Source organism: Pluralibacter sp., from assembly GCF_019237635.1.
Taxonomy (GTDB): Bacteria; Pseudomonadota; Gammaproteobacteria; order Enterobacterales; family Enterobacteriaceae; genus Enterobacter_B.
In genome coordinates this window covers 55,453-79,167 of sequence record NZ_JAFAGS010000052.1, presented here as the reverse complement: position 1 = coordinate 79,167, position 23,715 = coordinate 55,453, and the positions used below count along the sequence as shown (strand labels likewise).

Annotated in this window: 24 protein-coding genes and 1 tRNA gene; 6 read left to right on the top strand and 19 right to left on the bottom strand. The window is 55.8% G+C overall.

Annotated features, from left to right (window positions below):
- Window positions 1-7 precede the first annotated feature (7 nt).
- Together diaA and dolP are read left to right on the top strand one after the other, a co-directional pair.
- Complete coding sequence (gene diaA, locus JO226_RS06655) at window positions 8-598, top strand: DnaA initiator-associating protein DiaA (protein WP_013364579.1); 591 nt, start codon at window positions 8-10, stop codon at window positions 596-598.
- 9 nt (window positions 599-607) lie between these two features.
- A complete protein-coding gene (dolP, locus tag JO226_RS06650; protein ID WP_293535834.1) occupies window positions 608-1,183 on the top strand; it encodes a division/outer membrane stress-associated lipid-binding lipoprotein in 576 nt (191 codons plus the stop codon).
- Between the two features lie 6 nt (window positions 1,184-1,189).
- Here the strand turns inward: dolP and JO226_RS06645 are convergent, their stop codons facing one another.
- Window positions 1,190-1,843: an NAD(P)H-binding protein gene (locus JO226_RS06645; RefSeq protein ID WP_293535832.1), complete on the bottom strand. Its 654-nt coding sequence runs from the start codon at window positions 1,841-1,843 to the stop codon at window positions 1,190-1,192.
- Between the two features lie 3 nt (window positions 1,844-1,846).
- Complete coding sequence (locus tag JO226_RS06640; protein WP_293535830.1) at window positions 1,847-2,275, bottom strand: YhbP family protein; 429 nt, start codon at window positions 2,273-2,275, stop codon at window positions 1,847-1,849.
- A gap of 52 nt (window positions 2,276-2,327) precedes the next feature.
- Between JO226_RS06640 and JO226_RS06635 the strand changes: the two genes are divergently transcribed.
- Window positions 2,328-2,612 carry a GIY-YIG nuclease family protein gene (locus JO226_RS06635; protein ID WP_293535828.1) on the top strand — a complete coding sequence of 95 codons (285 nt, stop codon included), beginning with the start codon at window positions 2,328-2,330 and terminating at the stop codon, window positions 2,610-2,612.
- On the opposite strand, the gene JO226_RS06630 is transcribed toward JO226_RS06635, so the two are convergent.
- Complete coding sequence (locus JO226_RS06630; protein ID WP_293535826.1) at window positions 2,599-3,102, bottom strand: GNAT family N-acetyltransferase; 504 nt, start codon at window positions 3,100-3,102, stop codon at window positions 2,599-2,601. The genes JO226_RS06635 and JO226_RS06630 overlap by 14 nt on opposite strands.
- Window positions 3,096-3,620: an SCP2 domain-containing protein gene (locus JO226_RS06625; RefSeq protein WP_293535824.1), complete on the bottom strand. Its 525-nt coding sequence runs from the start codon at window positions 3,618-3,620 to the stop codon at window positions 3,096-3,098. Before JO226_RS06625 ends, JO226_RS06630 begins: the two co-directional genes overlap by 7 nt.
- Before the next feature lie 220 nt (window positions 3,621-3,840).
- Between JO226_RS06625 and JO226_RS06620 the strand changes: the two genes are divergently transcribed.
- The 3 genes from JO226_RS06620 (at window position 3,841) to JO226_RS06610 (ending at window position 6,810) form a co-directional block, all read left to right on the top strand.
- Window positions 3,841-4,836, top strand: a complete 996-nt coding sequence (locus tag JO226_RS06620; RefSeq protein ID WP_293535822.1) for a peptidase U32 family protein — start codon at window positions 3,841-3,843, stop codon at window positions 4,834-4,836.
- Between the two features lie 8 nt (window positions 4,837-4,844).
- Window positions 4,845-5,723, top strand: a complete 879-nt coding sequence (locus tag JO226_RS06615) for a U32 family peptidase (RefSeq protein ID WP_293535820.1) — start codon at window positions 4,845-4,847, stop codon at window positions 5,721-5,723.
- A 79-nt stretch (window positions 5,724-5,802) separates the two neighbouring features.
- Entirely contained in the window at window positions 5,803-6,810 is a 1,008-nt protein-coding gene (locus JO226_RS06610) for a luciferase-like monooxygenase (RefSeq protein ID WP_293535818.1), read from the top strand.
- 74 nt (window positions 6,811-6,884) lie between these two features.
- Here the strand turns inward: JO226_RS06610 and JO226_RS06605 are convergent, their stop codons facing one another.
- The 15 genes from JO226_RS06605 to JO226_RS06535 form a co-directional block, all read right to left on the bottom strand.
- The gene (locus JO226_RS06605) at window positions 6,885-7,928 is read right to left on the bottom strand and encodes an ABC transporter substrate-binding protein (protein WP_293535816.1); all 1,044 of its coding nucleotides are present in this window, start codon (window positions 7,926-7,928) and stop codon (window positions 6,885-6,887) included.
- 67 nt (window positions 7,929-7,995) lie between these two features.
- The gene (locus tag JO226_RS06600) at window positions 7,996-8,868 is read right to left on the bottom strand and encodes an ABC transporter permease (RefSeq protein ID WP_293535814.1); all 873 of its coding nucleotides are present in this window, start codon (window positions 8,866-8,868) and stop codon (window positions 7,996-7,998) included.
- Entirely contained in the window at window positions 8,865-9,701 is an 837-nt protein-coding gene (locus JO226_RS06595) for an ABC transporter ATP-binding protein (protein WP_293535812.1), read from the bottom strand. Before JO226_RS06595 ends, JO226_RS06600 begins: the two co-directional genes overlap by 4 nt.
- A 255-nt stretch (window positions 9,702-9,956) precedes the next feature.
- On the bottom strand, window positions 9,957-11,201 hold the full coding sequence (mtr, locus tag JO226_RS06590) for a tryptophan permease (protein ID WP_293535810.1): 1,245 nt from the start codon (window positions 11,199-11,201) through the stop codon (window positions 9,957-9,959).
- A gap of 149 nt (window positions 11,202-11,350) precedes the next feature.
- On the bottom strand, window positions 11,351-13,267 hold the full coding sequence (locus JO226_RS06585) for a DEAD/DEAH family ATP-dependent RNA helicase (RefSeq protein WP_293535808.1): 1,917 nt from the start codon (window positions 13,265-13,267) through the stop codon (window positions 11,351-11,353).
- Entirely contained in the window at window positions 13,260-13,340 is an 81-nt protein-coding gene (gene yrbN / locus JO226_RS06580) for a protein YrbN (protein WP_125452138.1), read from the bottom strand. The genes JO226_RS06585 and yrbN overlap by 8 nt, the downstream gene beginning before the upstream one ends.
- A gap of 107 nt (window positions 13,341-13,447) precedes the next feature.
- The gene (gene nlpI, locus JO226_RS06575; protein WP_293535806.1) at window positions 13,448-14,332 is read right to left on the bottom strand and encodes a lipoprotein NlpI; all 885 of its coding nucleotides are present in this window, start codon (window positions 14,330-14,332) and stop codon (window positions 13,448-13,450) included.
- Between the two features lie 107 nt (window positions 14,333-14,439).
- On the bottom strand, window positions 14,440-16,575 hold the full coding sequence (gene pnp, locus JO226_RS06570) for a polyribonucleotide nucleotidyltransferase (protein WP_293535803.1): 2,136 nt from the start codon (window positions 16,573-16,575) through the stop codon (window positions 14,440-14,442).
- Window positions 16,576-16,828: 253 nt separating this feature from the next.
- Window positions 16,829-17,098, bottom strand: coding sequence for a 30S ribosomal protein S15 (gene rpsO, locus JO226_RS06565; RefSeq protein WP_003861789.1), 270 nt, complete (start codon window positions 17,096-17,098; stop codon window positions 16,829-16,831).
- Between the two features lie 147 nt (window positions 17,099-17,245).
- Entirely contained in the window at window positions 17,246-18,190 is a 945-nt protein-coding gene (gene truB, locus JO226_RS06560) for a tRNA pseudouridine(55) synthase TruB (RefSeq protein WP_293535747.1), read from the bottom strand.
- Entirely contained in the window at window positions 18,190-18,594 is a 405-nt protein-coding gene (rbfA, locus tag JO226_RS06555; RefSeq protein WP_013364561.1) for a 30S ribosome-binding factor RbfA, read from the bottom strand. The genes truB and rbfA overlap by 1 nt, the downstream gene beginning before the upstream one ends.
- A gap of 101 nt (window positions 18,595-18,695) precedes the next feature.
- Window positions 18,696-21,386, bottom strand: a complete 2,691-nt coding sequence (gene infB / locus JO226_RS06550; RefSeq protein WP_293535744.1) for a translation initiation factor IF-2 — start codon at window positions 21,384-21,386, stop codon at window positions 18,696-18,698.
- A gap of 24 nt (window positions 21,387-21,410) precedes the next feature.
- Window positions 21,411-22,913: a transcription termination factor NusA gene (nusA, locus tag JO226_RS06545; protein ID WP_293535742.1), complete on the bottom strand. Its 1,503-nt coding sequence runs from the start codon at window positions 22,911-22,913 to the stop codon at window positions 21,411-21,413.
- A gap of 27 nt (window positions 22,914-22,940) precedes the next feature.
- Complete coding sequence (gene rimP / locus JO226_RS06540; RefSeq protein WP_293535740.1) at window positions 22,941-23,393, bottom strand: ribosome maturation factor RimP; 453 nt, start codon at window positions 23,391-23,393, stop codon at window positions 22,941-22,943.
- A 192-nt stretch (window positions 23,394-23,585) separates the two neighbouring features.
- Window positions 23,586-23,662: transfer RNA gene (locus JO226_RS06535), tRNA-Met, on the bottom strand.
- Between the last annotated feature and the right edge of the window lie 53 nt (window positions 23,663-23,715).

Here is a 23,715-nt window from a genome sequence, read left to right as displayed (position 1 = left end):
GGAAATCGTGCTCGACAGAATTAAAGCCTGCTTTACGGAAAGCATTCAAACCCAAATAGCAGCAGCAGAAGCACTCCCGGACGCCATTTCCCGGGCGGCGATGACGCTGGTGCAATCTTTACTGAACGGCAACAAAATCCTCTGTTGTGGCAATGGCACCTCCGCCGCCAACGCACAGCATTTTGCTGCCTGCATGATCAACCGTTTCGAGACAGAGCGCCCCGGTTTACCCGCCATTGCGTTGAATACCGATAATGTGGTGCTGACCGCCATCGCCAATGACCGTCTCCATGATGAAGTGTACGCCAAGCAGGTGCGTGCGCTCGGTCATGCGGGCGACGTACTGCTGGCGATTTCGACCCGCGGCAACAGTCGCGATATCGTCAAAGCGGTAGAAGCGGCGGTGACACGCGATATGACCATTGTCGCGCTGACCGGGTATGACGGCGGGGAGCTGGCTGGCCTGCTGGGCCAGCAGGACGTGGAAATCCGTATTCCGTCTCACCGTAGCGCGCGTATTCAGGAAATGCATATGCTGACGGTGAACTGTCTTTGCGATCTGATTGATAACACCCTTTTCCCACACCAGGACGATTAAGGAGTACCTATGAAGGCATTAGCGCCCCTCGCAGTCCTTATTTCCGCTCTGCTGCTGCAGGGATGTCTCGCGGCGGCGGTCGTTGGCACTGCGGCGGTTGGCACAAAAGCCGCAACCGACCCACGCTCTGTGGGTACTCAGGTGGATGACAGCACGCTTGAACTGCGCGTGAACAACACCCTGCAAAAAGATGCACAAATTAAGAAAGAAGCGCGCATCAACGTGATGGCCTATCAGGGCAAAGTGTTGCTGACCGGCCAGTCGCCGTCTGCGGACCTGACCTCCCGCGCCAAACAGATAGCGATGGGCGTGGAAGGAACGAGCGAGGTGTATAACGAAATCCGCCAGGGTCAGCCGATCGGGTTGGGCACCACCTCTTCCGACACCTGGATAACCACCAAAGTGCGCTCACAGCTGTTCAGCACTGATCAGGTGAAGGCCTCTAACGTGAAGATCACCACGGAAAACAGCGAAGTGTTCCTGATGGGGCTGGTGACCGACCGCGAAGGAAAAGCGGCGGCGGATATCGCCAGCCGGGTGAGCGGCGTGAAGCACGTCACCACCGCATTTACCTACATCAAATAACGCTCACTACCCGGCAGCATGCTGCCGGGCCGCCATCTGGCGAAGCCGGGCGGAGGGCAGAATAGTCACGCCATCCTCTCCCGGCGATAGCGACTGGGCCAGTAGCGCCCGCGCCACATCTTTCGCCTCAATCGATTTCCAGTTTCCCGGCAACAGACGAAACAGCGGCGCCAGCAGAGATTCGTTAAGCCGGTGGGTTTTCCGCTCGCCTAACAGCATCGACGGGCGGGCAATCGTCAGGCTCGGCCAGCGCTGCGCGATAAGCGCCCCCTCCATTTCGCCTTTTACCCGGTTGTAGAAAAACGGCGAACGGGCATTGGCGCCCATGGCGCTGACCACCAGCATCTGCGTCGCGCCCAGGCGCCGTCCGGCCAGCGCGGTCTCTATCACCAGCGTGTAGTCGGCATGAATAAACGCGGTTTTACTGCCCGCATCGCGTCGGGTCGTGCCAAGGCAGCAGAACACGATATCGACAGGCCCCTCGACCTGCTCCAGCGCTTTCAGGAGCTGCGGGTTATGGATGTTAGTCACGCCTGGCATCGGCGGCATAGGGCGTCGGGTCGCCGCCGTTATCGAGGTAATACCCGGCTCTCGCAGCAGTAAACGCAGTAAGTGAGCACCAACCAGCCCCGTTGCGCCGGTAATCAGTACATTTGCCATGGTTTACTCCTGGCGTAGCCAATGGATCTTTTTGCCAAAACCCAGCGTGTTATCTGTAAATTTTAGTTCATCAAGACGAATTTCCCACACTGGCGACGGGTGTATTCTGGCGACGGGAAAACGTCGATTGTAGCGCTCGCGCATCCTTTCGCTTTCTTCGCCTTCCAGCAGGCGGATCTCGCCGCGAAACTGTACTCCGCGAATCAGCGCCACGGTTTTTGGTTGGCCGTTGACGGTGCCTGCAACCGGGGCGCGTTTGCCGCTCATCCGGGCATGGCGCGTGGTTTCTTCCGTCAGGAGGTAAAAGGCGACCTTTTCGCGGTCATAGAGGTAAAACGCGCAGGCCGCCCATAGCTCGCCGTTTTGCGCCACGCTCCAGCTGACGACGTGCTGTTTCTCCAGCCAACGGCTGATGGCAGCCAGTGATTCCATTTTTCCTCTCCTGCGTGCTATGGTGCGGTCACCTTAACACAGGAGTCATAGCGTGTGCTGGTTCGTCTATTTGATTCGTACGGCGGATAATCGCCTCTATACCGGCATTACAACGGATGTCGCACGCCGCGTAGAACAGCATCAGCGAGGGAAAGGCGCCAAGGCCCTGCGCGGCAAGGGTGAACTCAGCCTGGCCTTTTCCGCCGAAGTGGGTGAACACTCACTAGCGTTGCGGATCGAGTACCGTATTAAGCAGCTGACGAAGCGCCAGAAAGAGCGCCTCGTCGCCGGAGATGACACCGTTGAGATGCTGCTGGCGCAACTCAAAAGCGATTGAAATGATCGCAGTACTCCACCAGACCGTGAACGCCGTTGAGGGCATCGTCGGCCAGGCGGTGAACCTGGAACCCGGCTTCCGTGTCCGGCCAGCGGCAGCGCAGGTCGAAGCGGGACGCGGGTTCAAAGCCCAGACGGCTATACAGCGCCGGATCGCCAAGCGTCACCACGGCGGCATAACCAAACTCATTGAGTGAATCCAGCCCCTCATACACCAGCTGGCGACCAATGCCCTGCCCGCGATAGTTTTCGTCCACCGCCAGCGGCGCAAGCCCGACCCATTGCAGCTCTTCGCCTTCAACACTCACTGGGCTAAAGGCCACATAGCCGACCACCTGCCCTTCGTCGTCTGTGGCGACCAGGCCAAGAGTAATTAAGCCGTCTTCACGCAGGTCATGTACCAACTTTGCTTCTGCGTCGCCCCCGAAGGCGCGACGCAGCAGGGAATCTATCCCCGGCGCGTCAATCCCAATTTCCACTCGTATCAGCATGGCTCACCTACCGATGTGTGTCTGGTTGGCGAAGGAGTTTTCATCCCCGCTTCCACAAAGTCCGCCAGCTGCAGCAGCATGACGCGAAGCGCTTTCGGCATCTGCTCAAGCTCAATGGCGTCCATCACGTTTTTGACATACAGCCCCAGTTCCGTGTCGCCTTCAATCACTAAACGGCGCTGGAAAAAGAGCGTGTCCGGATCCTGTTTGCGTGCCGCGATCATCAGCAGATCGCTGGCGTCGGCGCTGAAGCTCACATCGGCCTCTGCGGACTGGCTGACCACCAGCTTGTCGTGGTCAACGGACGTGAACCACCGCAGCCCGATGTCGCGCACCTCAATGCTTAACCAGCGGCCTTCAAGGAAATCCAGCTCCCCGTCAGCCAGCGCCTGGCGAAATTGCCAGCTCAATACCTGTTCCAGCACCTGACGTTTCAACGCAAACGGCGTCATTTTTACCGGTACGCTCATCAGAGTCGGGCCCAGTTGTACCAGGCGCGAACGCAGTTTATCCAACACGAGCTTTACTCCCTCAATGCAAAAGTCCTGTTATTTTGCCATATCAGATAAACGACATAGCGGCGTAAATCAACAATTCTGTAAGAGCCTGTACCCATTATTAGCGTCATCAATACGCTTTTAACTGCCTCAAATCAAAAATTGTCGCCGATGGGTTAACTAAAATCCCAGTTCGTTAACAATTCTGCGGCCCTGCGGGTCGCTGCCTTCAGGAAATATTATGGAGCTGCTCTGCCCTGCCGGAAATCTTCCGGCGCTTAAGGCGGCCATCGAAAACGGTGCCGATGCCGTGTATATCGGGCTGAAAGATGATACTAACGCCCGCCACTTTGCCGGTCTTAACTTCACCGAAAAAAAACTGCAGGAAGCGGTCAACTTTGTGCATCAGCATCGCCGCAAGCTGCACATCGCCATTAATACGTTTGCGCATCCCGACGGCTACGCCCGCTGGCAGCGCGCGGTGGATATGGCCGCGCAGCTCGGCGCCGACGCCCTGATCCTCGCCGACCTCGCGATGCTGGAATACGCCGCTGAGCGCTATCCGCATATTGAACGCCACGTGTCGGTCCAGGCCTCCGCCACTAACGAAGAGGCGATTCGCTTTTACCATCGCCACTTTGACGTCGCGCGCGTTGTACTGCCACGCGTATTGTCCATCCATCAGGTTAAGCAACTCGCGCGCGCCACGCCAGTACCGCTGGAAGTTTTTGCGTTCGGCAGCCTGTGCATTATGGCGGAAGGACGCTGTTATCTCTCCTCTTATTTAACAGGGGAGTCGCCCAATACCGTCGGCGCCTGCTCGCCCGCCCGTTTCGTTCGCTGGCAGCAAACGCCGCAGGGGCTGGAATCACGCCTCAATGACGTGCTGATCGACCGCTACCAGGAGGGTGAAAACGCGGGTTATCCGACGCTGTGCAAAGGCCGCTATCTGGTGGACGGCGAGCGCTATCATGCGCTGGAAGAGCCCACCAGCCTCAACACGCTGGAACTGCTGCCTGAGCTGCTGGCGGCGAATATCGCTTCAGTGAAAATCGAAGGTCGCCAGCGCAGCCCGGCTTATGTCAGCCAGGTCGCCAAAGTATGGCGTCAGGCGATTGACCGCTGTATGGCCGATCCGCAGAACTTTGTCCCGCAGTCCGCGTGGATGGAGACGCTGGGCTCGATGTCCGAAGGTACCCAGACGACCCTTGGCGCATATCACCGTAAATGGCAGTAGGTAACGCGATGAAATATTCATTAGGACCGGTGCTCTACTACTGGTCAAAAGAGACGCTGGAGGCCTTTTACCAGCAGGCGGCGCACAGCTGCGCCGATGTGATTTACCTCGGCGAGGCGGTCTGCAGCAAGCGTCGCGGCACCAAAGTCGGCGACTGGCTTGAGATGGCGAAAAGCCTGGCCGGTAGCGGCAAGCAGGTCGTGCTTTCGACCCTTGCGCTGGTACAGGCGTCGTCGGAACTGGGCGAGCTGAAGCGCTATGTCGACAACGGCGAATTTCTGATCGAGGCCAGCGATCTTGGCGTGGTGAATCTGTGCGCCGAGCGCAAGCTGCCGTTCGTCGCCGGGCACGCACTGAACTGCTATAACGCCGTCACACTGCGCCTGCTGCTCAAACAGGGCATGGCGCGCTGGTGTATGCCGGTCGAGCTGTCCCGGGACTGGCTGGTCAATCTGCTTAATCAGTGTGATGAGCTGGGGATCCGCAATCAGTTTGAGGTGGAAGTGCTGAGCTACGGTCACCTGCCGCTGGCGTACTCCGCGCGCTGCTTTACCGCCCGCTCGGAAGACCTCCCGAAAGACGAGTGCGAAACCTGCTGCATCAAGTACCCGAATGGCCGCAGCGTGCTGTCGCAGGAAAATCAGCAGGTATTTGTGCTTAACGGTATTCAGACCATGAGCGGTTATGTCTATAACCTCGGCAACGAGCTCGCCTCCATGCAGGGACTGGTCGACATGGTCCGTCTGTCGCCGCTGGGAAGTGAAACCTTTGCGATGCTCGATGCCTTCCGCGCCAACGAAAACGGGGCGGCGCCGCTGCCGCTGACGGCAAACAGCGACTGCAACGGCTACTGGAAACGCCTCGCCGGGCTGGAACTGCAGGCATAATAAAAGCTCGCTTTGTTAACAACGGTTACTATTTTTTAATGCACTATTAACCAATATACCGTCGACAAAGTGAGCTGTTATGACTGACAAAAACATTCCGTTTTCGGTGTTGGATCTGGCGCCGATCCCACAGGGAGCCTCTGCCAAAGAGGCTTTCTCGCATTCTCTGAGTCTCGCTCGTCTCGCGGAAAAACGCGGCTACCATCGCTACTGGCTGGCGGAACACCACAATATGGTCGGCATCGCCAGCGCGGCGACGTCCGTACTGATAGGTTATCTCGCCGCCAACACCACGACGCTGCATCTCGGCTCCGGCGGCGTCATGCTGCCGAACCACTCGCCGCTGGTTATTGCCGAGCAGTTTGGTACGCTCAATACCCTCTACCCTGGCCGCATTGATTTAGGGCTTGGCCGCGCTCCGGGCAGCGATCAGCCGACCCTGCGCGCGCTGCGCCGCCATATGAGCGCCGATATCGACAGCTTTCCGCGCGACGTCGCAGAACTCGTAGACTGGTTTGACGCCCGCGATCCGAATCCGCACGTGCGTCCGGTGCCCGGCTTCGGCGAGAAGATCCCGGTATGGCTGTTGGGATCCAGTCTCTACAGCGCGCAGCTGGCGGCACAGCTCGGCCTGCCTTTCGCCTTCGCCTCCCACTTCGCGCCGGATATGCTGCATCAGGCCCTGCACCTCTATCGCACACACTTCACGCCCTCTGCGCGCCTGGAAAAACCGTACGCGATGGTGTGCATCAACATCATTGCCGCCGACAGCAACCGCGATGCGGAGTTCCTGTTTACCTCTATGCAGCAGGCGTTTGTGAAGCTGCGTCGCGGCGAGACGGGGCAGCTTCCGCCGCCGGTAGAGAATATGCACTCACTCTGGTCCGCCCCGGAACAGTACGGCGTGCAGCAGGCGCTGAGCATGTCGCTGGTCGGCGATAAGGCGAAAGTGCGCCATGGGCTGGAAGCCGTCCTGCGTGAAACCCAGGCGGATGAAATTATGGTTAACGGCCAGATTTTCGATCACCAGGCGCGTCTGCATTCGTTTGATTTGGCGATGGAGGTGAAGGAAGCGCTGCTGGGGTAATGCAATGCGCTCCTTCCTCCGGAGAAGCTGGAAAGTATCGTGGTCTGATAACTCAGGCCACGATGCCTGTTATCTTATTTGCCTGCTTTCGCCTCGGCATCCAGCATTGTGTTGGCTTTGATGACATACGCATTGGTATAGGTCGTCGCAAGATTCACCGGTTTCGTTATCTTACCTACCGCCTGCTCTATCTTCAGGACTGTTTCTGGTCCCCCTTGCGGCATCATGCCGTCAGGCAAAAATTGTCCTTTGTCTTTGGTCAGCGCGTTAATGTATTCCTCACGCGTTGACAGCGGGTTGCTGACAAAATCGGCTGGCAGATGATCGGCAATCTCCGCGGCGCTGTGGGTGCTGATCCAACGCATCGTCGCCACCATCGCGTTGACCACCGCCTGCGTCTCTGCCGGGTGCGCTTTTACCCAATCCGCACGCGCCAGCACACTGGCTGAGGGGAGATAGCCTCCCAACCATTTTTTAACACCGTCGCCAGTGGCCAGATCGATTGCCGAATAACCCACCTTCATTTTCTCAATGGCATTCACGGTGGGCTGTGTCGTCATGCCGCAGACGATCCTGTCATGCTGTAAAGCGCCAATCAGCGTGGGTCCGGCGCCAACGCCCACACGGGTAAAATCTTTTGACGGCAGGTCATGGCGGGTCGCCAGATAAAGTGTCAAATCATCAGTCCCCGACCCCAGGTCGGTGACGCCAACCGTTTTACCTTTCCAGTCAGCGGGAGTCTTAACGCCTGAAGCCGTCGTACACATCTCACGTTCGCCCGGCGCGCCGCTAAGTTGCACAATGTCGATAACCTCTTTACCCATTTGCTGGAATTCGATGGTGTGCTCATACCAGGCTCCCGACATATCAACCTGACCTGACAACATCGCCTCCTCCGCGCCAACGCCACCGCTATGTTCCGTGCTTAACTGCATATCGACGCCGTATTTCTTGAAGAACCCCAGATTCTGCGCCAGCTGGTAAGGCAGATAAATTTGCTTATCAATACCGCCCACCATCATGGTGACCTGAGGCAGAGCGCCGGTTGCCGCCATCCCATGCACGCTGAAAAGCCCTGCCGCTAAGGCTAACGCTGATATGTTGAAATATATCTTCATAGTGCTCTAATCTCCTGATAATCAATATGTTTATTGAAATAACATGGAAAAACGAGATGAAACGAGGTTAAACGCCCGGCATATTACTTTCAGCAGCCGATGGCGGCTGCCAGGAGAGTAATCTCTTCTCGATGATGGACATCAACACTTCTGCACTCAACGCAATAGCGCCAATGATCAACATGGCGCCAAATACGCCGTTGGCATCAAAGGTGTTCTGCGCCGTGGCGATAACCAGCCCCAGCCCTTTTTGCGCCCCGAGGAATTCACCGACAATGGCGCCGATGATAGAAAAGCCCAACGCGACATGCAGGCTGGCGATAATCCACGTCATGGCCGAGGGGAAAACAACATGCAAAACAACATCAAACCTTGAGGCGCCCAAAATACGGGCATTGGCGACCAAATTGCGATCTACGCTACGCACGCCCTGGAAGGCATTGAAGAACACCACAAAAAAGACCAGTACTGCAGCCAGCACGACTTTTGAAGACATCCCCAGCCCCAGCCACATCACGAAGATCGATCCCAGCACAATGCGCGGTAATGCGTTGACTATCTTGATGTAGGGACCGAATACATCTGCCAGGTAAGGGATTTCTCCCAGCAAAACGCCGAAGAGAATGCCGCCGAGAACCCCCACGGCGAAGCCCATTAAAGACTCTTCAAGGGTCACTCCGATCTGCAACCAAATCGACCCATACGCCGTACCATGCACTACCCAGTCCCATAAACGCAGCACGATCCCTTTTGGTGAGCCAAAGAAGAACGGATCCAGCCAGCCGAGCATTGCGGCGAGCTGCCAGCCGCCAATAATCAGCAGGAATACTCCAGCACGGCCCAGTAACACATGACGTTTGCGCCGCTGCGCACGTTGTTGCGGCGTCAACGCCGCCGGGCTCGAAGGGGCCCCGGGAGAGTCCAGATCTATCTTGCTCATTGTGCCGCTCCTGTTTTCAGCAGAGTGGTTTGTGCGTAAGCGCGTTCGACTTCCTCACGCAACGCGTGCCAAATTTGCTGATAGAGTTCTAAAAAGCGCGGGTGGAAACGAATGGCCTGAACTTCGCCGCGGGGTCTTGGCAGGTCGATATCAAAAATGGCCTTTACCGTTGCCGGGCCCGCCGTCATCACCACCACCCGGTCGGCAAGCGCTATCGCCTCCTCCAGGTCATGCGTCACAAACAACACGGAAGGACGCGTTTTTTCCCATAAATCCAGGAGCTCATTCGACATAATGGCGCGCGTTTGTACATCAAGCGCTGAGAAGGGTTCATCCATCAGCAGCATTGACGGTTTGTTGATCAATGCTGCGGCAAGGCTGACGCGTTTACGCATGCCGCCTGAAAGCTGCCAGGGATAATAATTTTCAAAACCGGCAAGGCCGACGGTTCGCAGCCATTCACGGGCCTGCTCCTGCGCCTCCTTTTTCGGTACACCGCGAAACACGGGACCTAATGCTACATTTGTGAGTATCGATTTCCACGGCAATAGCGCGTCATTCTGGAAGACAAACCCGGCGCCATCGGTGATCCCATCGACATTACGCCCCGAAAAGCGTACGACGCCAGCGGTGGGACGATACAGTCCAGCAGCTAGCGTCAGCGTTGTCGATTTACCACAGCCCGTCGGTCCGACAACCGCGCAAAACATTCCCGGTTCAACCGTCAGGTTCACGTCGTGCAAGACGGTTCTCTCCGCACCATCCCGATCAGGAAACCGCTTTGTCACACCGGAAAACTGGATACCGGCCTGTTTTTCTAAAGTCATAGACATCGTACTCCTTATGCAGCGTTAATTTTCAGGAAGGAGCCTTACCATTAGTGCATTAAACAGCTTGTGCCTTTGTTCCCCACGGATTGGTGAAGACATAATAGGCTTTGATGTTTAATTTTTGTTGCAATGATGTTCAAATTTTGTTTGTGGTTTTTATGGATTTTATTGCTTATGAATATAAACACAGAGAGGGGAGCGAAAATGCACGCTTCAGTTGACGACCCCCTCTGGTGAAGGAGAGGGTCAGAGGAAATTTTACTGATACACCGGCGGCAGATTAAAACTCGACAGGAAATGCACCAGCGCGTTGCCGACGCCAAAAATCAGGATCAACGCAATCATCGGTTTCCCGCCCCATACGCGGAACTGCGGGCTACCGAAGCGTTTACGCGAGGCGCGCGCCAGCAGCGCCGGAACGATTGCCGCCCAGATAGTCGCGGCCAGGCCCGCGTAGCCGATGGCATAGAGGAACCCGTTCGGCCACAGCAAACCGCCTACAACAGGCGGAACAAAGGTCAGCAATGCGGTTTTAAAGCGCCCCATTGCGGCGTCATCAAACTTGAACAGATCCGCGAGGTAGTCAAACAGGCCAAGCGTTACACCCAGGAATGAACTTGCCACAGCAAAGTTTGAGAACACCACCAGCAGCAGTTCCAGACTGCGGCTGTTGAGCACGCCGCTCAGCGCCTGCACCAGCACGTCGATATTGCCGCCCTGTTGCGCGATGCCGATAAATTCAGGACGCGGAATGTTGCCCATCGTCCCCAGCAACCAGATAACATACAGCCCCAGCGCCAGCAGCGTGCCATAGACCAGACAGCGGGTGATGGTGCGCGGGTCTTTACCGTAGTACTTCATCAGGCTCGGCACGTTCCCGTGGTAGCCGAAGGAGGCCAGACAGAACGGCAGCGTCATCAGCAGATACGGCATATATGAGGCGTTTTTCTCCGCCACGTTAAACAGGGTGGTCGGCTGCACATGGCCGAGCAGGCTGCCGAAAGTGAGGAAGAAAGTGATCACTTTGGCGCCCAGCACAATCGCCGTCATCCGGCTGACCGCTTTGGTGCTCAACCACACCACAAACGCCACCAGCAGCGCGAAACCAAAACCCGCCGCCCGCGCCGGAACGTTCAACGACATCTCGCTAAAGGTGTGGTGCAGAATCGAACCGCTCGCCGAGATATAGGCGTAGGTCAGGATATAAAGTACGAAAGCGATGGAAACCCCGTTCACCACGTTCCAGCCTTTACCGAGCAGATCCCTGGTGATGGTGTCAAAACTTGAGCCGATGCGGTAGTTGAGGTTTGCCTCAAGGATCATCAGCCCGGAATGCAGCATGCAGAACCAGGTAAACACCAGCGCCGCCAGCGACCAGAAGAACCACGCACCGGACATGACCACCGGCAGGGAGAACATCCCTGCGCCGATAATGGTGCCGCCGATAATCACCACGCCGCCAAACAGGGACGGCCGGGTTGCTGTGGTAGTGAGTGTCGCCATCTGCGCTTGTCTCCAGAAAATCATGTTCAGTTTAACGTGACGCACTGTACCAGTACATGAGTACAAATGAAATAAAAAAAGCCCCAATCATGACGATCGGGGCTGTATATATTACTTTACGTCAGTAAGTGCAGTTTTTTACGCTGACCTTATGCATCGCCAAAGCGACGACGGCTGCCGTTGTCTTCACGACGCGGGGCGCGCGGCGCACCGTTGTCATCACGACGCTGACCACGATGGCCTTCACGACGTTCGCCGGAGAAGCGGCGGCCTTCGCCACCACGACCGCCTTCACGGCCGCCTTCACGACGTTCACCACCGAAACCACGACCACCGCCACGGTCAGTGCGCGGCTGCGCATCACCCAACAGCTGCATGTTCATCGGCTTGTTCAGGATACGGGTACGGGTAAAGTGCTGCAGAACCTCGCCCGGCATGCCTTTCGGCAGCTCGATGGTGGAGTGGGTGCCGAACAGCTTGATGTTACCGATGTAACGGCTGCTGATGTCGCCTTCGTTAGCAATCGCGCCAACGATATGACGCACTTCAACGCCATCGTCACGACCCACTTCAATGCGGTACAGCTCCATTTCGCCGACATCGCGACGCTCACGACGCGGACGGTCTTCACCACCACGCTCTGGACGGTCGCCACGTGGACCACGATCGTTACGGTCGCCACGACGCTCGAAACGATCGTCACGGTCACGGAACTCACGCTTAGGACGCATCGGTGCATCCGGCGGCAGGATCAGCGGACGTTCGCCCTGCGCCATTTTCAGCAGCGCGGCGGCCAGCGTTTCCATATCCAGTTCGCCTTCAGTACCTTCCGGCTGCATTTTGGTCAGCAGGTTGCGGTACTGATCCAGGTCGCTGCTTTCCAGCTGCTGCTGAACTTTCGCGGCGAATTTTTCCAGACGGCGTTTGCCCAGCAGTTCTGCGTTCGGCAGTTCCACTTCCGGAATGGTCAGCTTCATCAGACGTTCGATGTTGCGCAGCAGGCGGCGTTCACGGTTTTCCACGAACAGCAGCGCGCGACCGGCGCGACCCGCACGACCGGTACGGCCGATACGGTGAACGTAAGATTCGGTATCCATAGGGATATCGTAGTTAACGACCAGGCTGATACGTTCTACGTCCAGACCACGAGCCGCAACGTCGGTGGCGATCAGGATGTCCAGACGACCGTCTTTCAGACGCTCCAGGGTCTGCTCACGCAGCGCCTGGTTCATGTCGCCGTTCAGCGCCGCGCTGTTGTAACCGTTACGCTCAAGGGCTTCCGCCACTTCCAGCGTCGCGTTTTTGGTGCGCACGAAAATGATGGCAGCGTCAAAATCTTCCGCTTCCAGGAAACGCACCAGCGCTTCGTTCTTACGCATGCCCCAGACGGTCCAGTAGCTCTGGCTGATGTCAGGACGGGTGGTCACGCTGGACTGGATACGCACTTCCTGCGGCTCTTTCATAAAGCGGCGGGTAATACGGCGAATCGCTTCCGGCATGGTTGCAGAGAACAGCGCGGTCTGGTGACCGTCCGGGATCTCCGCCATGATAGTTTCTACGTCTTCGATGAAGCCCATGCGCAGCATTTCGTCAGCTTCATCCAGTACCAGACCGCTCAGGCGAGAAAGGTCCAGGGTGCCACGTTTCAGGTGGTCCAGCAGACGTCCCGGCGTACCGACGACGATCTGCGGCCCCTGACGCAGGGCGCGTAACTGCACGTCATAACGCTGGCCGCCGTACAGGGCAACCACGTTTACGCCGCGCATATGTTTAGAGAAATCCGTCATCGCTTCAGCAACCTGAACCGCCAGTTCGCGGGTCGGTGCCAGCACCAGAATCTGGGGTGCTTTCAGTTCAGGATCGAGATTGTTAAGCAGCGGCAAAGAGAACGCTGCAGTTTTACCGCTACCGGTCTGGGCCATACCCAGAACGTCACGGCCACCCAACAGGTGCGGGATACATTCCGCCTGGATCGGCGATGGTTTTTCGTAACCCAGATCGTTAAGGGCTTCAAGGATAGGAGCCTTCAGGCCCAGATCTGCAAAAGTGGTTTCGAATTCAGCCATGTAGTACGTGTGCCTCAAAATCAATGGCGGCCAGTCTACATAACTCATCGTGAAAACTAAGGGCAATTTTCATTGAAAAGTGTGAACCGGCTCAAATTAGTTGAATTAACGAACAATAAAGCCCTCACCCGCGAAGGTGATGGCAATCAAAAAAAGATTACGGGCTGATTTGTTCGTCAGCTATTGCTGGTCCGATTCTGCCAGGTCGTCTTGCTCCTGGCCCAAGAGCGCTAATTCCAACAATGCGTATCGGTGCTCAACAAAGTTATGAACGTTGTTAGCCACCGCCAGTTTGAACAGTGCCGCAGCGCTGTCCTTATCCCCCAGACTTAGGTAGTACTTACCTAAATAGAAGTTGGTTTCACTGAGATGTTCAGCGAGCGAGGTGTTATCCGTTGCGTCAGCCTTCAGGCGATCCATCAGCGTTGCTTCGCTAATGTCGCCGAGGTAGAACTCGACAATGTTCCATCCCCATTGTTCTTTATCGGATTTTTCGTAGCGCTGTTTGAGAGCGACTAACGCCTGCTTTTCATCGAGCTTACGCTCAACGATGTAAAGCCACAGGCTCCGGAAAGGATCGTTGGGATCGTCTTGATAAAACGCCAGCAGATCATCTTGCGCTAACTTAGCACGGCCACCGTAATACAACGCGATGCCGCGGTTTAAGTACGCGTAATTGTAAGTTGGATCAAGCTCAAGTACAGAATCAAACGCTTCATAGGCAGCATCATAATTGCCTGCCTGCGTTAAATAAATGCCTAAGTAATTGAATACTTCAGGCATATCCGGTCGGATTGCTAAGGCTTGCGAGAAATCATTGCGCGCTAAAGCTCTCAGACCGAGACTATCATACAACACTCCGCGCTCATATAAAAGCTGTGCGCGTTCGTCATCGGTTAAAGCCCGACTGGCAAGAATTTGTTCCATGCGTGCCAGAATCACTTCTTGCTGCAAAGTCGGTTGCAATGGCACTGCGAGGACTTCACTCTTACGCCAGGCAGAGTTGCTGCATCCTGCCAGCGTGAGTGCTGTCGCAACGAAACACCAGCGCAAAAAAGGCTTCATTTCCCACTCCCGAAGACAACAATTGGATGAACGTCCTGTTCCCCGGCTGCAAACAAGCGTCCTGCCCGGAATACGCCCTCCGCAAACGCGGAGGGCAAATGGCAACCTTACTCGCCTTGTTGGCTCGCCGGAGCTTCCGGCGCGACTGCTGGCTGAGACTGCTCGGTCGCTTCTTTAATGCTCAGACGGATACGGCCCTGACGATCAACTTCCAGAACCTTAACCGGGACTTCCTGACCCATCTGCAGGTAGTCGGTCACTTTCTCAACGCGCTTGTCAGCGATCTGAGAAATGTGTACCAGACCTTCCTTGCCGCCGCCGATTGCGACAAATGCGCCGAAGTCTACGATACGGGTGACTTTACCGTTGTAGATGCGACCCACTTCGATCTCTGCGGTGATCTCTTCGATACGGCGGATCGCATGCTTCGCTTTGTCGCCATCGGTTGCTGCGATCTTCACGGTACCGTCATCTTCGATTTCGATGGTGGTGCCGGTCTCTTCGGTCAGCGCACGAATCACAGAGCCGCCCTTACCGATCACGTCTTTGATCTTGTCCGGGTTGATCTTGATGGTGTGGATGCGCGGTGCGAATTCAGAGATATCGCCACGCGGCGCGTTGATTGCCTGTTCCATCACGCCGAGGATATGCAGACGCGCACCTTTAGCCTGGTTCAGAGCAACCTGCATGATCTCTTTGGTGATGCCTTCAATTTTGATATCCATCTGCAGCGCAGAGATACCATCGCGGGAACCCGCTACTTTGAAGTCCATGTCGCCAAGGTGATCTTCATCGCCGAGGATGTCAGACAGCACGACGAAGTTGTCGCCTTCTTTCACCAGGCCCATCGCGATACCCGCAACCGCGGATTTCACCGGAACGCCTGCGTCCATCAGCGCCAGAGATGCGCCGCACACGGAAGCCATGGAAGAAGAACCGTTGGATTCGGTGATTTCAGACACCACGCGAACGGTGTACGGGAACTGTTCCATCGTCGGCATAACGGCCAGAACGCCGCGCTTCGCCAGACGACCGTGACCAATTTCACGACGCTTCGGAGAACCAACCATGCCGGTTTCACCGACAGAGTACGGAGGGAAGTTGTAGTGGAACAGGAAGGTGTCAGTGCGCTCACCCATGATTTCATCGATGATCTGCGCGTCACGGGCGGTACCCAGCGTCGCGGTAACCAGCGCCTGCGTTTCGCCACGGGTGAACAGCGCGGAACCGTGCGTACGCGGCAGTACGCCAGTACGAACGTCCAGACCACGGATCATGTCTTTTTCACGGCCATCGATACGCGGTTCGCCTGCCAGTACGCGGCTACGAACAACGTTTTTCTCGATAGCGTGCAGGATTTCACCCAGCTCGTTAGCGTCCAGGGTTTCATCTTCAGCAACCAGCGTGTCGATGGTTTCAGATTTGATGACGTCAACCTGAGCATAACGCTCTTGTTTGTCGGTGATGCGGTAAGCTTCGCTCAGGCGAGATTCAGCCAGTGCAGCAACACGCGCGTTCAGCGCTTCGTTAACCGCTTCCGGCTGCCAGTCCCAACGCGGCTTGCCAGCTTCTTTCACCAGCGCGTTGATGTTCTGGATAACGATCTGCTGCTGCTCGTGGCCATAAACGACCGCGCCCAGCATCTGGTCTTCGCTCAGCAGCTCAGCTTCGGATTCCACCATCAGCACAGCCGCTTCGGTACCTGCAACCACCAGGTCCAGTTTGCTGACTTTCAGCTCTTCCGGCGTCGGGTTCAGCACATACTGGTCGTTGATGTAACCCACGCGCGCCGCGCCGATTGGGCCGTTGAACGGAATACCGGACAGGGACAGTGCGGCAGAGGCGCCAATCATCGCCACGATATCCGGGTTAACCTGCGGGTTAACGGAAACCACGGTCGCGATAACCTGAACTTCGTTCACGAAGCCTTCCGGGAACAGCGGACGAACCGGGCGGTCAATCAGACGCGCGATCAGGGTTTCGCCTTCGCTTGGACGGCCTTCACGACGGAAGAAACCACCCGGGATTTTACCGGCCGCGTAAGTACGCTCCTGGTAGTTAACGGTCAGCGGGAAAAAGTCCTGGCCTGGTTTTGCTTTTTTCTGACCAACAACGGTCACGAAAACTGCAGTGTCATCCATGCTCACCATAACAGCTGCCGTCGCCTGACGCGCCATCATGCCGGTTTCCAGCGTAACGGTATGCTGACCGTACTGGAATTTACGAACGATCGGATTTAACAAAATTCTATCCTTTCTTGTCTTGATAAGTGACGGCACGCCTTCGGCATGCCGCTCAGAACCCGATCTTCTTGCATCCTCGCGACTAATGACAACCTTAACCCTGGCGGGTAAAGCCTCTCATTAGCCGCGCGAACCTCTGCAATGAAGATCATTTATTGCAACAATACAAACAATACATGAGTTTCCGGCGGATTGCTGCCATCTGGTTGAAAAAAGGGGCCATGAAGGCCCCTCTTTCTGAAACTCGCCAGAATTAGCGACGCAGACCCAGACGCTCGATCAGCGCGGTGTAGCGTGCGACATCTTTACGTTTCAGGTAGTCGAGCAGTTTACGACGCTGAGAAACCATGCGCAGCAGACCACGACGGCTGTGGTGATCTTTTTTGTGCTCTGCAAAGTGACCCTGCAGGTGGTTAATCTGTGCAGTCAGCAGCGCAACCTGAACTTCGGTAGAACCGCTGTCGTTAGTACCACGACCGAACTCGGAAACGATTTTTGCTTTAGCTTCAACGCTTAGAGACATTTTCAACTCCAAAATTAAAAGAAATAAAGGGTGCCGATCTCTAATTCAGCAACCCCGAGATAACGCCCGTCTCAATTGTTAAACCAATGAGCGGACGCTAAGCGGCAATATTCTACTCGCAGCGACCTGTTATCGCAATACGGGCAATTATTGCGGATACTCGACAACCAGACGACGCGGGGCGACGCGCCCTTCATCATCCATTTCACCCATCCCGATGAATTTGCCCTCTTCCCCTTCCGTTACGCGCACCAGGCCATGCAGCGGCGCGCCTGACTGGCGTACCGGATTACCGTTTTTAAAGTACACGGAGGAGGTGAGTGGAATATTCACCAGCGGATAGTCCGCAGCCGGACTGTCCATCGGCATCAGCAGCGGGTCCAGCAGGTCTGCCGCCGGAATACCCTGCTCTTCAGCCTGAGCGACCAGCGCCTGCAGCTGTTCCAGCGTCACCATACGGTCGACCGGGTAGCGGCTGACCGCCAGACGGCGCAGGTAAATCACGTGCGCGCCGCAGCCAAGCTTCTCGCCAAGATCGTCGATAATGGTGCGAATATAGGTGCCTTTAGAGCAGTGAATCTCCAGCTCCAGCTCGTCCCCAACGTGGCGAATAAACAGCAGTTCGTACACGGTTATCGGACGCGCTTCACGCGGCACTTCAATCCCCTGGCGGGCATATTCGTACAGCTTCTTCCCCTGGTACTTCAGCGCCGAATACATCGACGGCACCTGTTGGGTATCGCCGCGGAAACTGTCCAGCGCCGCCTCAAGCGCCGCGGCGCTGAAGGTGACCGGACGCTCTTCCACCACCTGCCCATCGGCATCGGAGGTATCCGTACGCTGGCCCAGCTTCGCTATCACGCGATAACGCTTATCGGAATCCAGCAGGTACTGGGAAAACTTGGTGGCTTCGCCGAGGCACACCGGCAGCATACCGGTTGCCAGCGGATCCAACGCGCCGGTATGCCCTGCGCGGTTAGCGTTATAGATGCGCTTAACTTTCTGTAGTACGTCGTTGCTGGATGCCCCCTGCGGTTTATCCAGCAACAGTACACCATGCACATCGCGACCACGACGACGAGGACGACTCATCAGTCCTCCTTGCTGTCGTCCGCAGGGTTAACACGACGCTCATCGTCATGTTTCACCACGCTGGTCACCAGGTTGGACATGCGCATACCTTCGACCAGCGAGTTGTCGTAGAAGAAGGTCAGTTCCGGCACGATACGCAGGCGCATCGCTTTACCCAGCAGCGAGCGGATGAAGCCTGATGCTTCCTGCAGCGCTTTGATGCCGGCTTTAACGGCCGCTTCATCTTTGTCGTTCAGAAAGGTCACAAACACTTTGGCATAGGCCAGGTCACGGGACATTTCCACGCCGGAAACCGTGGTCATCATACCCAGACGCGGGTCTTTAATTTCGCGCTGCAGGATGATGGCTATCTCTTTTTGCATCTCCTGGGCAACACGCTGTGGGCGACCAAATTCTTTCGCCATAATAAAATTCTCCAGACAAAAAAGGGGCACTCAGCCCCTTTTAAAATTATTGCCGGGTGGCGCGAGGCGATCCCGGTCTACAATCGGCAATCTTACGAAGATTACGCGATAGTACGTTGGATCTCGATGATCTCGAACACTTCGATCATATCGCCAACGCGAACGTCGTTGTAGTTCTTAACGCCGATACCACATTCCATGCCGTTACGGACTTCGTTTACGTCATCTTTGAAGCGACGCAGGGATTCCAGCTCGCCTTCATAGATAACCACGTTGTCACGCAGGACGCGGATCGGGTTGTGACGCTTGATGGTACCTTCGGTAACCATACAGCCCGCGATCGCACCGAATTTCGGTGATTTGAACACGTCGCGAACTTCAGCCAGACCGATGATCTGCTGTTTCAGTTCCGGAGACAGCATACCGCTCATCGCCGCTTTCACTTCGTCGATCAGGTTATAGATGACGGAGTAGTAACGCAGATCCAGGCTTTCCGCATCGATAACTTTACGCGCAGACGCATCAGCACGAACGTTAAAGCCGACCAGAATGGCGTTGGATGCAGCAGCCAGGGTCGCGTCGGTTTCGGTGATACCACCTACGCCAGAACCGATGATCTTCACTTTAACTTCGTCAGTAGACAGTTTCAGCAAGGAGTCGGAAATCGCTTCCACAGAACCCTGAACGTCCGCTTTCAGCACGATGTTCACTTCGTGAACTTCGCCTTCGGTCATGTTGGCGAACATGTTCTCGAGTTTAGATTTCTGCTGACGAGCCAGTTTAATTTCACGGAATTTACCCTGACGATACAGCGCAACTTCACGTGCTTTCTTCTCGTCACGCACCACGGTGACTTCGTCGCCCGCAGCCGGAACACCGGACAGACCCAGGATTTCCACCGGAATGGACGGACCTGCTTCCAGCACTTCCTGACCCAGTTCGTTACGCATCGCGCGCACACGGCCGTACTCGAAACCACACAGTACGATGTCGCCTTTGTTGAGGGTACCTTCGCGAACCAGCACGGTAGCAACCGGACCACGACCTTTATCCAGGAAGGATTCGATGACCGCGCCGCTCGCCATACCTTTACGAATCGCTTTCAGCTCCAGAACTTCCGCCTGCAGCAGAATTGCGTTCAGAAGGTCGTCGATACCGGTACCGGCTTTCGCAGAAACAGGGATGAACTGCGCTTCACCGCCCCACTCTTCCGGCATAACGCCGTACTGAGAGAGTTCGTTTTTAACGCGGTCCAGATCGGCTTCCGGCTTATCGATTTTGTTCACCGCAACAACCAGCGGTACCTGCGCCGCTTTCGCGTGCTGGATAGCTTCGATGGTCTGCGGCATCACGCCGTCGTCCGCCGCAACCACCAGAACAACGATATCCGTTGCCTGAGCACCACGGGCACGCATTGAGGTAAACGCTGCGTGACCTGGGGTATCCAGGAAGGTGATCATGCCGTTTTCGGTTTCTACGTGGTATGCACCGATATGCTGGGTAATACCACCCGCTTCGCCAGAGGCCACTTTCGTTGAACGAATGTAGTCCAGCAGAGAGGTTTTACCGTGGTCAACGTGACCCATGATGGTCACGACCGGCGCGCGCGGTTCAGCCGCAGCGCCCGTATCACGGTCGCTCATTACCGCTTCTTCCAGCTCGTTTTCACGACGCAGGATAACTTTGTGGCCCATCTCTTCAGCAACCAGCTGTGCCGTTTCCTGGTCGATAACCTGGTTGATGGTGGCCATCGCGCCCAGTTTCATCATCGCTTTGATGACCTGAGAGCCTTTTACCGCCATTTTGTTAGCCAGATCGCCAACGGTGATGGTTTCACCGATGACAACGTCACGGTTAACGGCTTGCACTGGCTTCTGGAAGCCCTGCTGCAGGGAGGAACCTTTACGCTGCTTGCCGCCTTTACCGCCACGAACCGCTGCACGCGCTTCTTCACGGTCAGCCTTAGATTCGGCGTGTTTGTTGCCTTTTTTCGCCGGACGCGCCGCTTTCGTATTACGGCCACGGCCACGGCCGCCTTCCACTTCTCGGTCGTTGTCGTCTTCTGCCTGACGCGCGTGCTGAGATGTGGTCACGTGATAATCGCTGGTGTCTTCAGACTGTTCAGCGGTATCAACACCGTTCTTCTCGTTTTCTTCTGCCATACGGCGCGCTTCTTCAGCCACTCGACGGGCTTCGTCTTCAAGCTTACGGCGCGCTTCTTCTTCCGCTTTACGCTTGAGCTCAGCAGCTTCATTTTCACGACGGGCTTTTTCTGCCTGGGCGGTTTTGGTCATTTCGTCTGTCTGTTGATTGCTCACTTTGTCTTTTTCCGCAGCTTCACGCTTCGCTTTATCACTGGCGTCGCGTTTCGCTTTTTCTGCGGCCTCACGTTCAGCTTTTAATTCTGCCTCACGTTTGGCAGTTGCTTCCGCCTCACGCTGAGCTTGTTCTTCCGCTTCACGCTGTGCCTGCTCTTCCGCAGCGAGGCGTTCTGCCTCTTGCGGATCACGTTTTACAAAGGTGCGCGTCTTGCGGACTTCGATTTGTACCGATTTACTTTTGCCACCGGTACCTGGGATATTCAACGTACTGCGCGTTTTGCGCTGCAGCGTTAGCTTGTCAGGCGTAGAACCGTGTTCACGATTCAGGTGCGCTAACAAGGCTTGTTTTTCGTGCGCGGTCACCGAGTCATCAGCGGACTTCTGGATCCCTGCATCAGCAAATTGCTGTACCAGGCGGTCCACGGAGGTCTGAATCTCGGCAGCCAGCGATTTTACAGTTACATCGGTCATGCTGTTCCTTCCTGCTACAGTTTATTACGCTTCGTCGCCAAACCAGCAAATGTTGCGGGCTGCCATGATGAGCTCACCGGCTTTCTCGTCGGTCATCTCTTCGATATCAGCCAGGTCATCAACGCCCTGCTCGGCAAGGTCTTCCAGCGTACAAACACCACGGGCGGCCAGTTTGAATGCCATCGCGCGATCCAGACCTTCAAGGTTCAGCAGATCGTCAGCCGGTTGGTTATTACCGAGGCTTTCTTCCTGGGCCAGCGCCAGCGTAGTCAGTGCGTTTTTCGCACGTTCACGCAGGGCTTCAACGGTTGGCTCATCCAGGCCGTCAATTTCCAGCAGCTCTTTCATCGGCACGTAGGCCAGTTCTTCCAGGCTGGAGAAACCTTCTTCCACCAACACCGTAGCGAACTCTTCATCAATATCGAGATACTTCGTGAAGGTATCGATAGCCGCGTGCGCTTCAGCCTGATGCTTCGCCTGCAGGTCATCAACGGTCATCACGTTGAGTTCCCAACCGCTCAGCTGTGAAGCCAGGCGGACGTTCTGACCGTTACGGCCGATAGCCTGCGCCAGGTTGCCCGCTTCTACCGCGATATCCATGGTGTGCTTATCTTCGTCAACCACGATAGACGCGACATCTGCCGGCGCCATTGCGTTGATGACGAACTGCGCCGGGTTGTCGTCCCACAGCACGATATCAATACGTTCGCCGCCAAGCTCGGTAGAAACCGCTTGAACGCGCGCACCGCGCATACCGACGCAGGCGCCGACCGGGTCGATACGCTTGTCGTTGGTTTTCACGGCAATTTTGGCGCGAGAACCCGGATCGCGGGCCGCCGCTTTAATCTCAATAACTTCTTCGCCGATTTCCGGTACTTCGATACGGAACAGCTCGACCAACATTTCTGGTTTAGAACGGGTCACGAACAGCTGTGCGCCACGTGCTTCCGGGCGAACGGCATACAGAACGCCGCGGATACGATCGCCTGGACGGAAGTTTTCACGCGGCAGCATGTCTTCACGCAAAATCACCGCTTCAGCGTTACCGGCCATCCCTTCGGATTTGATTTCCAGGGCGATGTTGTCGCGGTTCACCTTCTTCACCACGCCAGTGACGATCTCGCCTTCCTGATCGCGGAACTGATCGACGACCATTGCGCGTTCGGCTTCACGGACTTTCTGCACGATAACCTGCTTCGCCGTTTGGGTCGTGATGCGGTCAAAAGTGACAGATTCGATCTGATCTTCAACGTACTCGCCAACGTTCAGGCTTTCGTCTTCGAAGCGCGCGGCTTCCAGCGTAATTTCTTTGGTCGGCTGAGTAACTTCTTCAACGATCACCCAGCGACGGAAGGTATCGAAGTCGCCGCTTTTACGATCGATCTCTACGCGAACATCAATCTCTTGTTCGTATTTTTTCTTGGTGGCCGTCGCCAGCGCGCTTTCCAGCGCTTCGAAAATTTTCTCGCGCGGCAGCGCCTTTTCGTTGGAAACGGCTTCAACAACAGCCAAAATTTCTTTGTTCATCGGGGCCTTTCACCTCAATCCAGACTGTTAAAAGTGGGGAACCAGGTTCGCCTTCTGGATGTTACTCAGCGCGAACACTTCATCTTTGCCTTCGACTGTTACGGTGATCATTTCACCGTCTACCGCTTTGATAATGCCCTGCCATTTGCGACGGTTTTGTACCGCCATGCGCAGAACCAGCGAAATCTCTTCACCGAGGAAACGCGTGTAGTGAGCAGCGGTGAACATAGGACGGTCGAGGCCCGGTGAGGAAACTTCCAGGTTGTAGGCAACGGTGATAGGATCTTCAACATCCATGACGGCACTGACCTGGTGGCTCACATCAGCACAGTCATCAACATTGATGCCATCTTCACTATCAATATAGATGCGCAGCGTGGATGTGCGACCGCGAACGAATTCGATGCCAACCAGCTCAAAGCCCAAAGCCTCAACCGGCGCCGTAAGCATCTCTGTCAATTTCTGTTCTAAAGTGGACAAGCCCACCCCCAAGACATAAAAAAAGGGCGTAAAGCCCAGTTATTCTTTAGTCAGATAACAAAAAACCCCGATAAATCGGGGTTTTAGATAACTGAACCCTATAACCGCAAGTGCGGTCTGGAGTACCTTCCGAGAGAATTTTTTCAAATCCAGCTACGAAGAGTATATTTGAAAAAGAACTCAAAGGGAAAGTGGTTGCGGGGGCCGGATTTGAACCGACGACCTTCGGGTTATGAGCCCGACGAGCTACCAGGCTGCTCCACCCCGCGCCTGAAACGTGGCATATTTTACTCATTTTGAGTAAAAAACGCAAATACTGCTG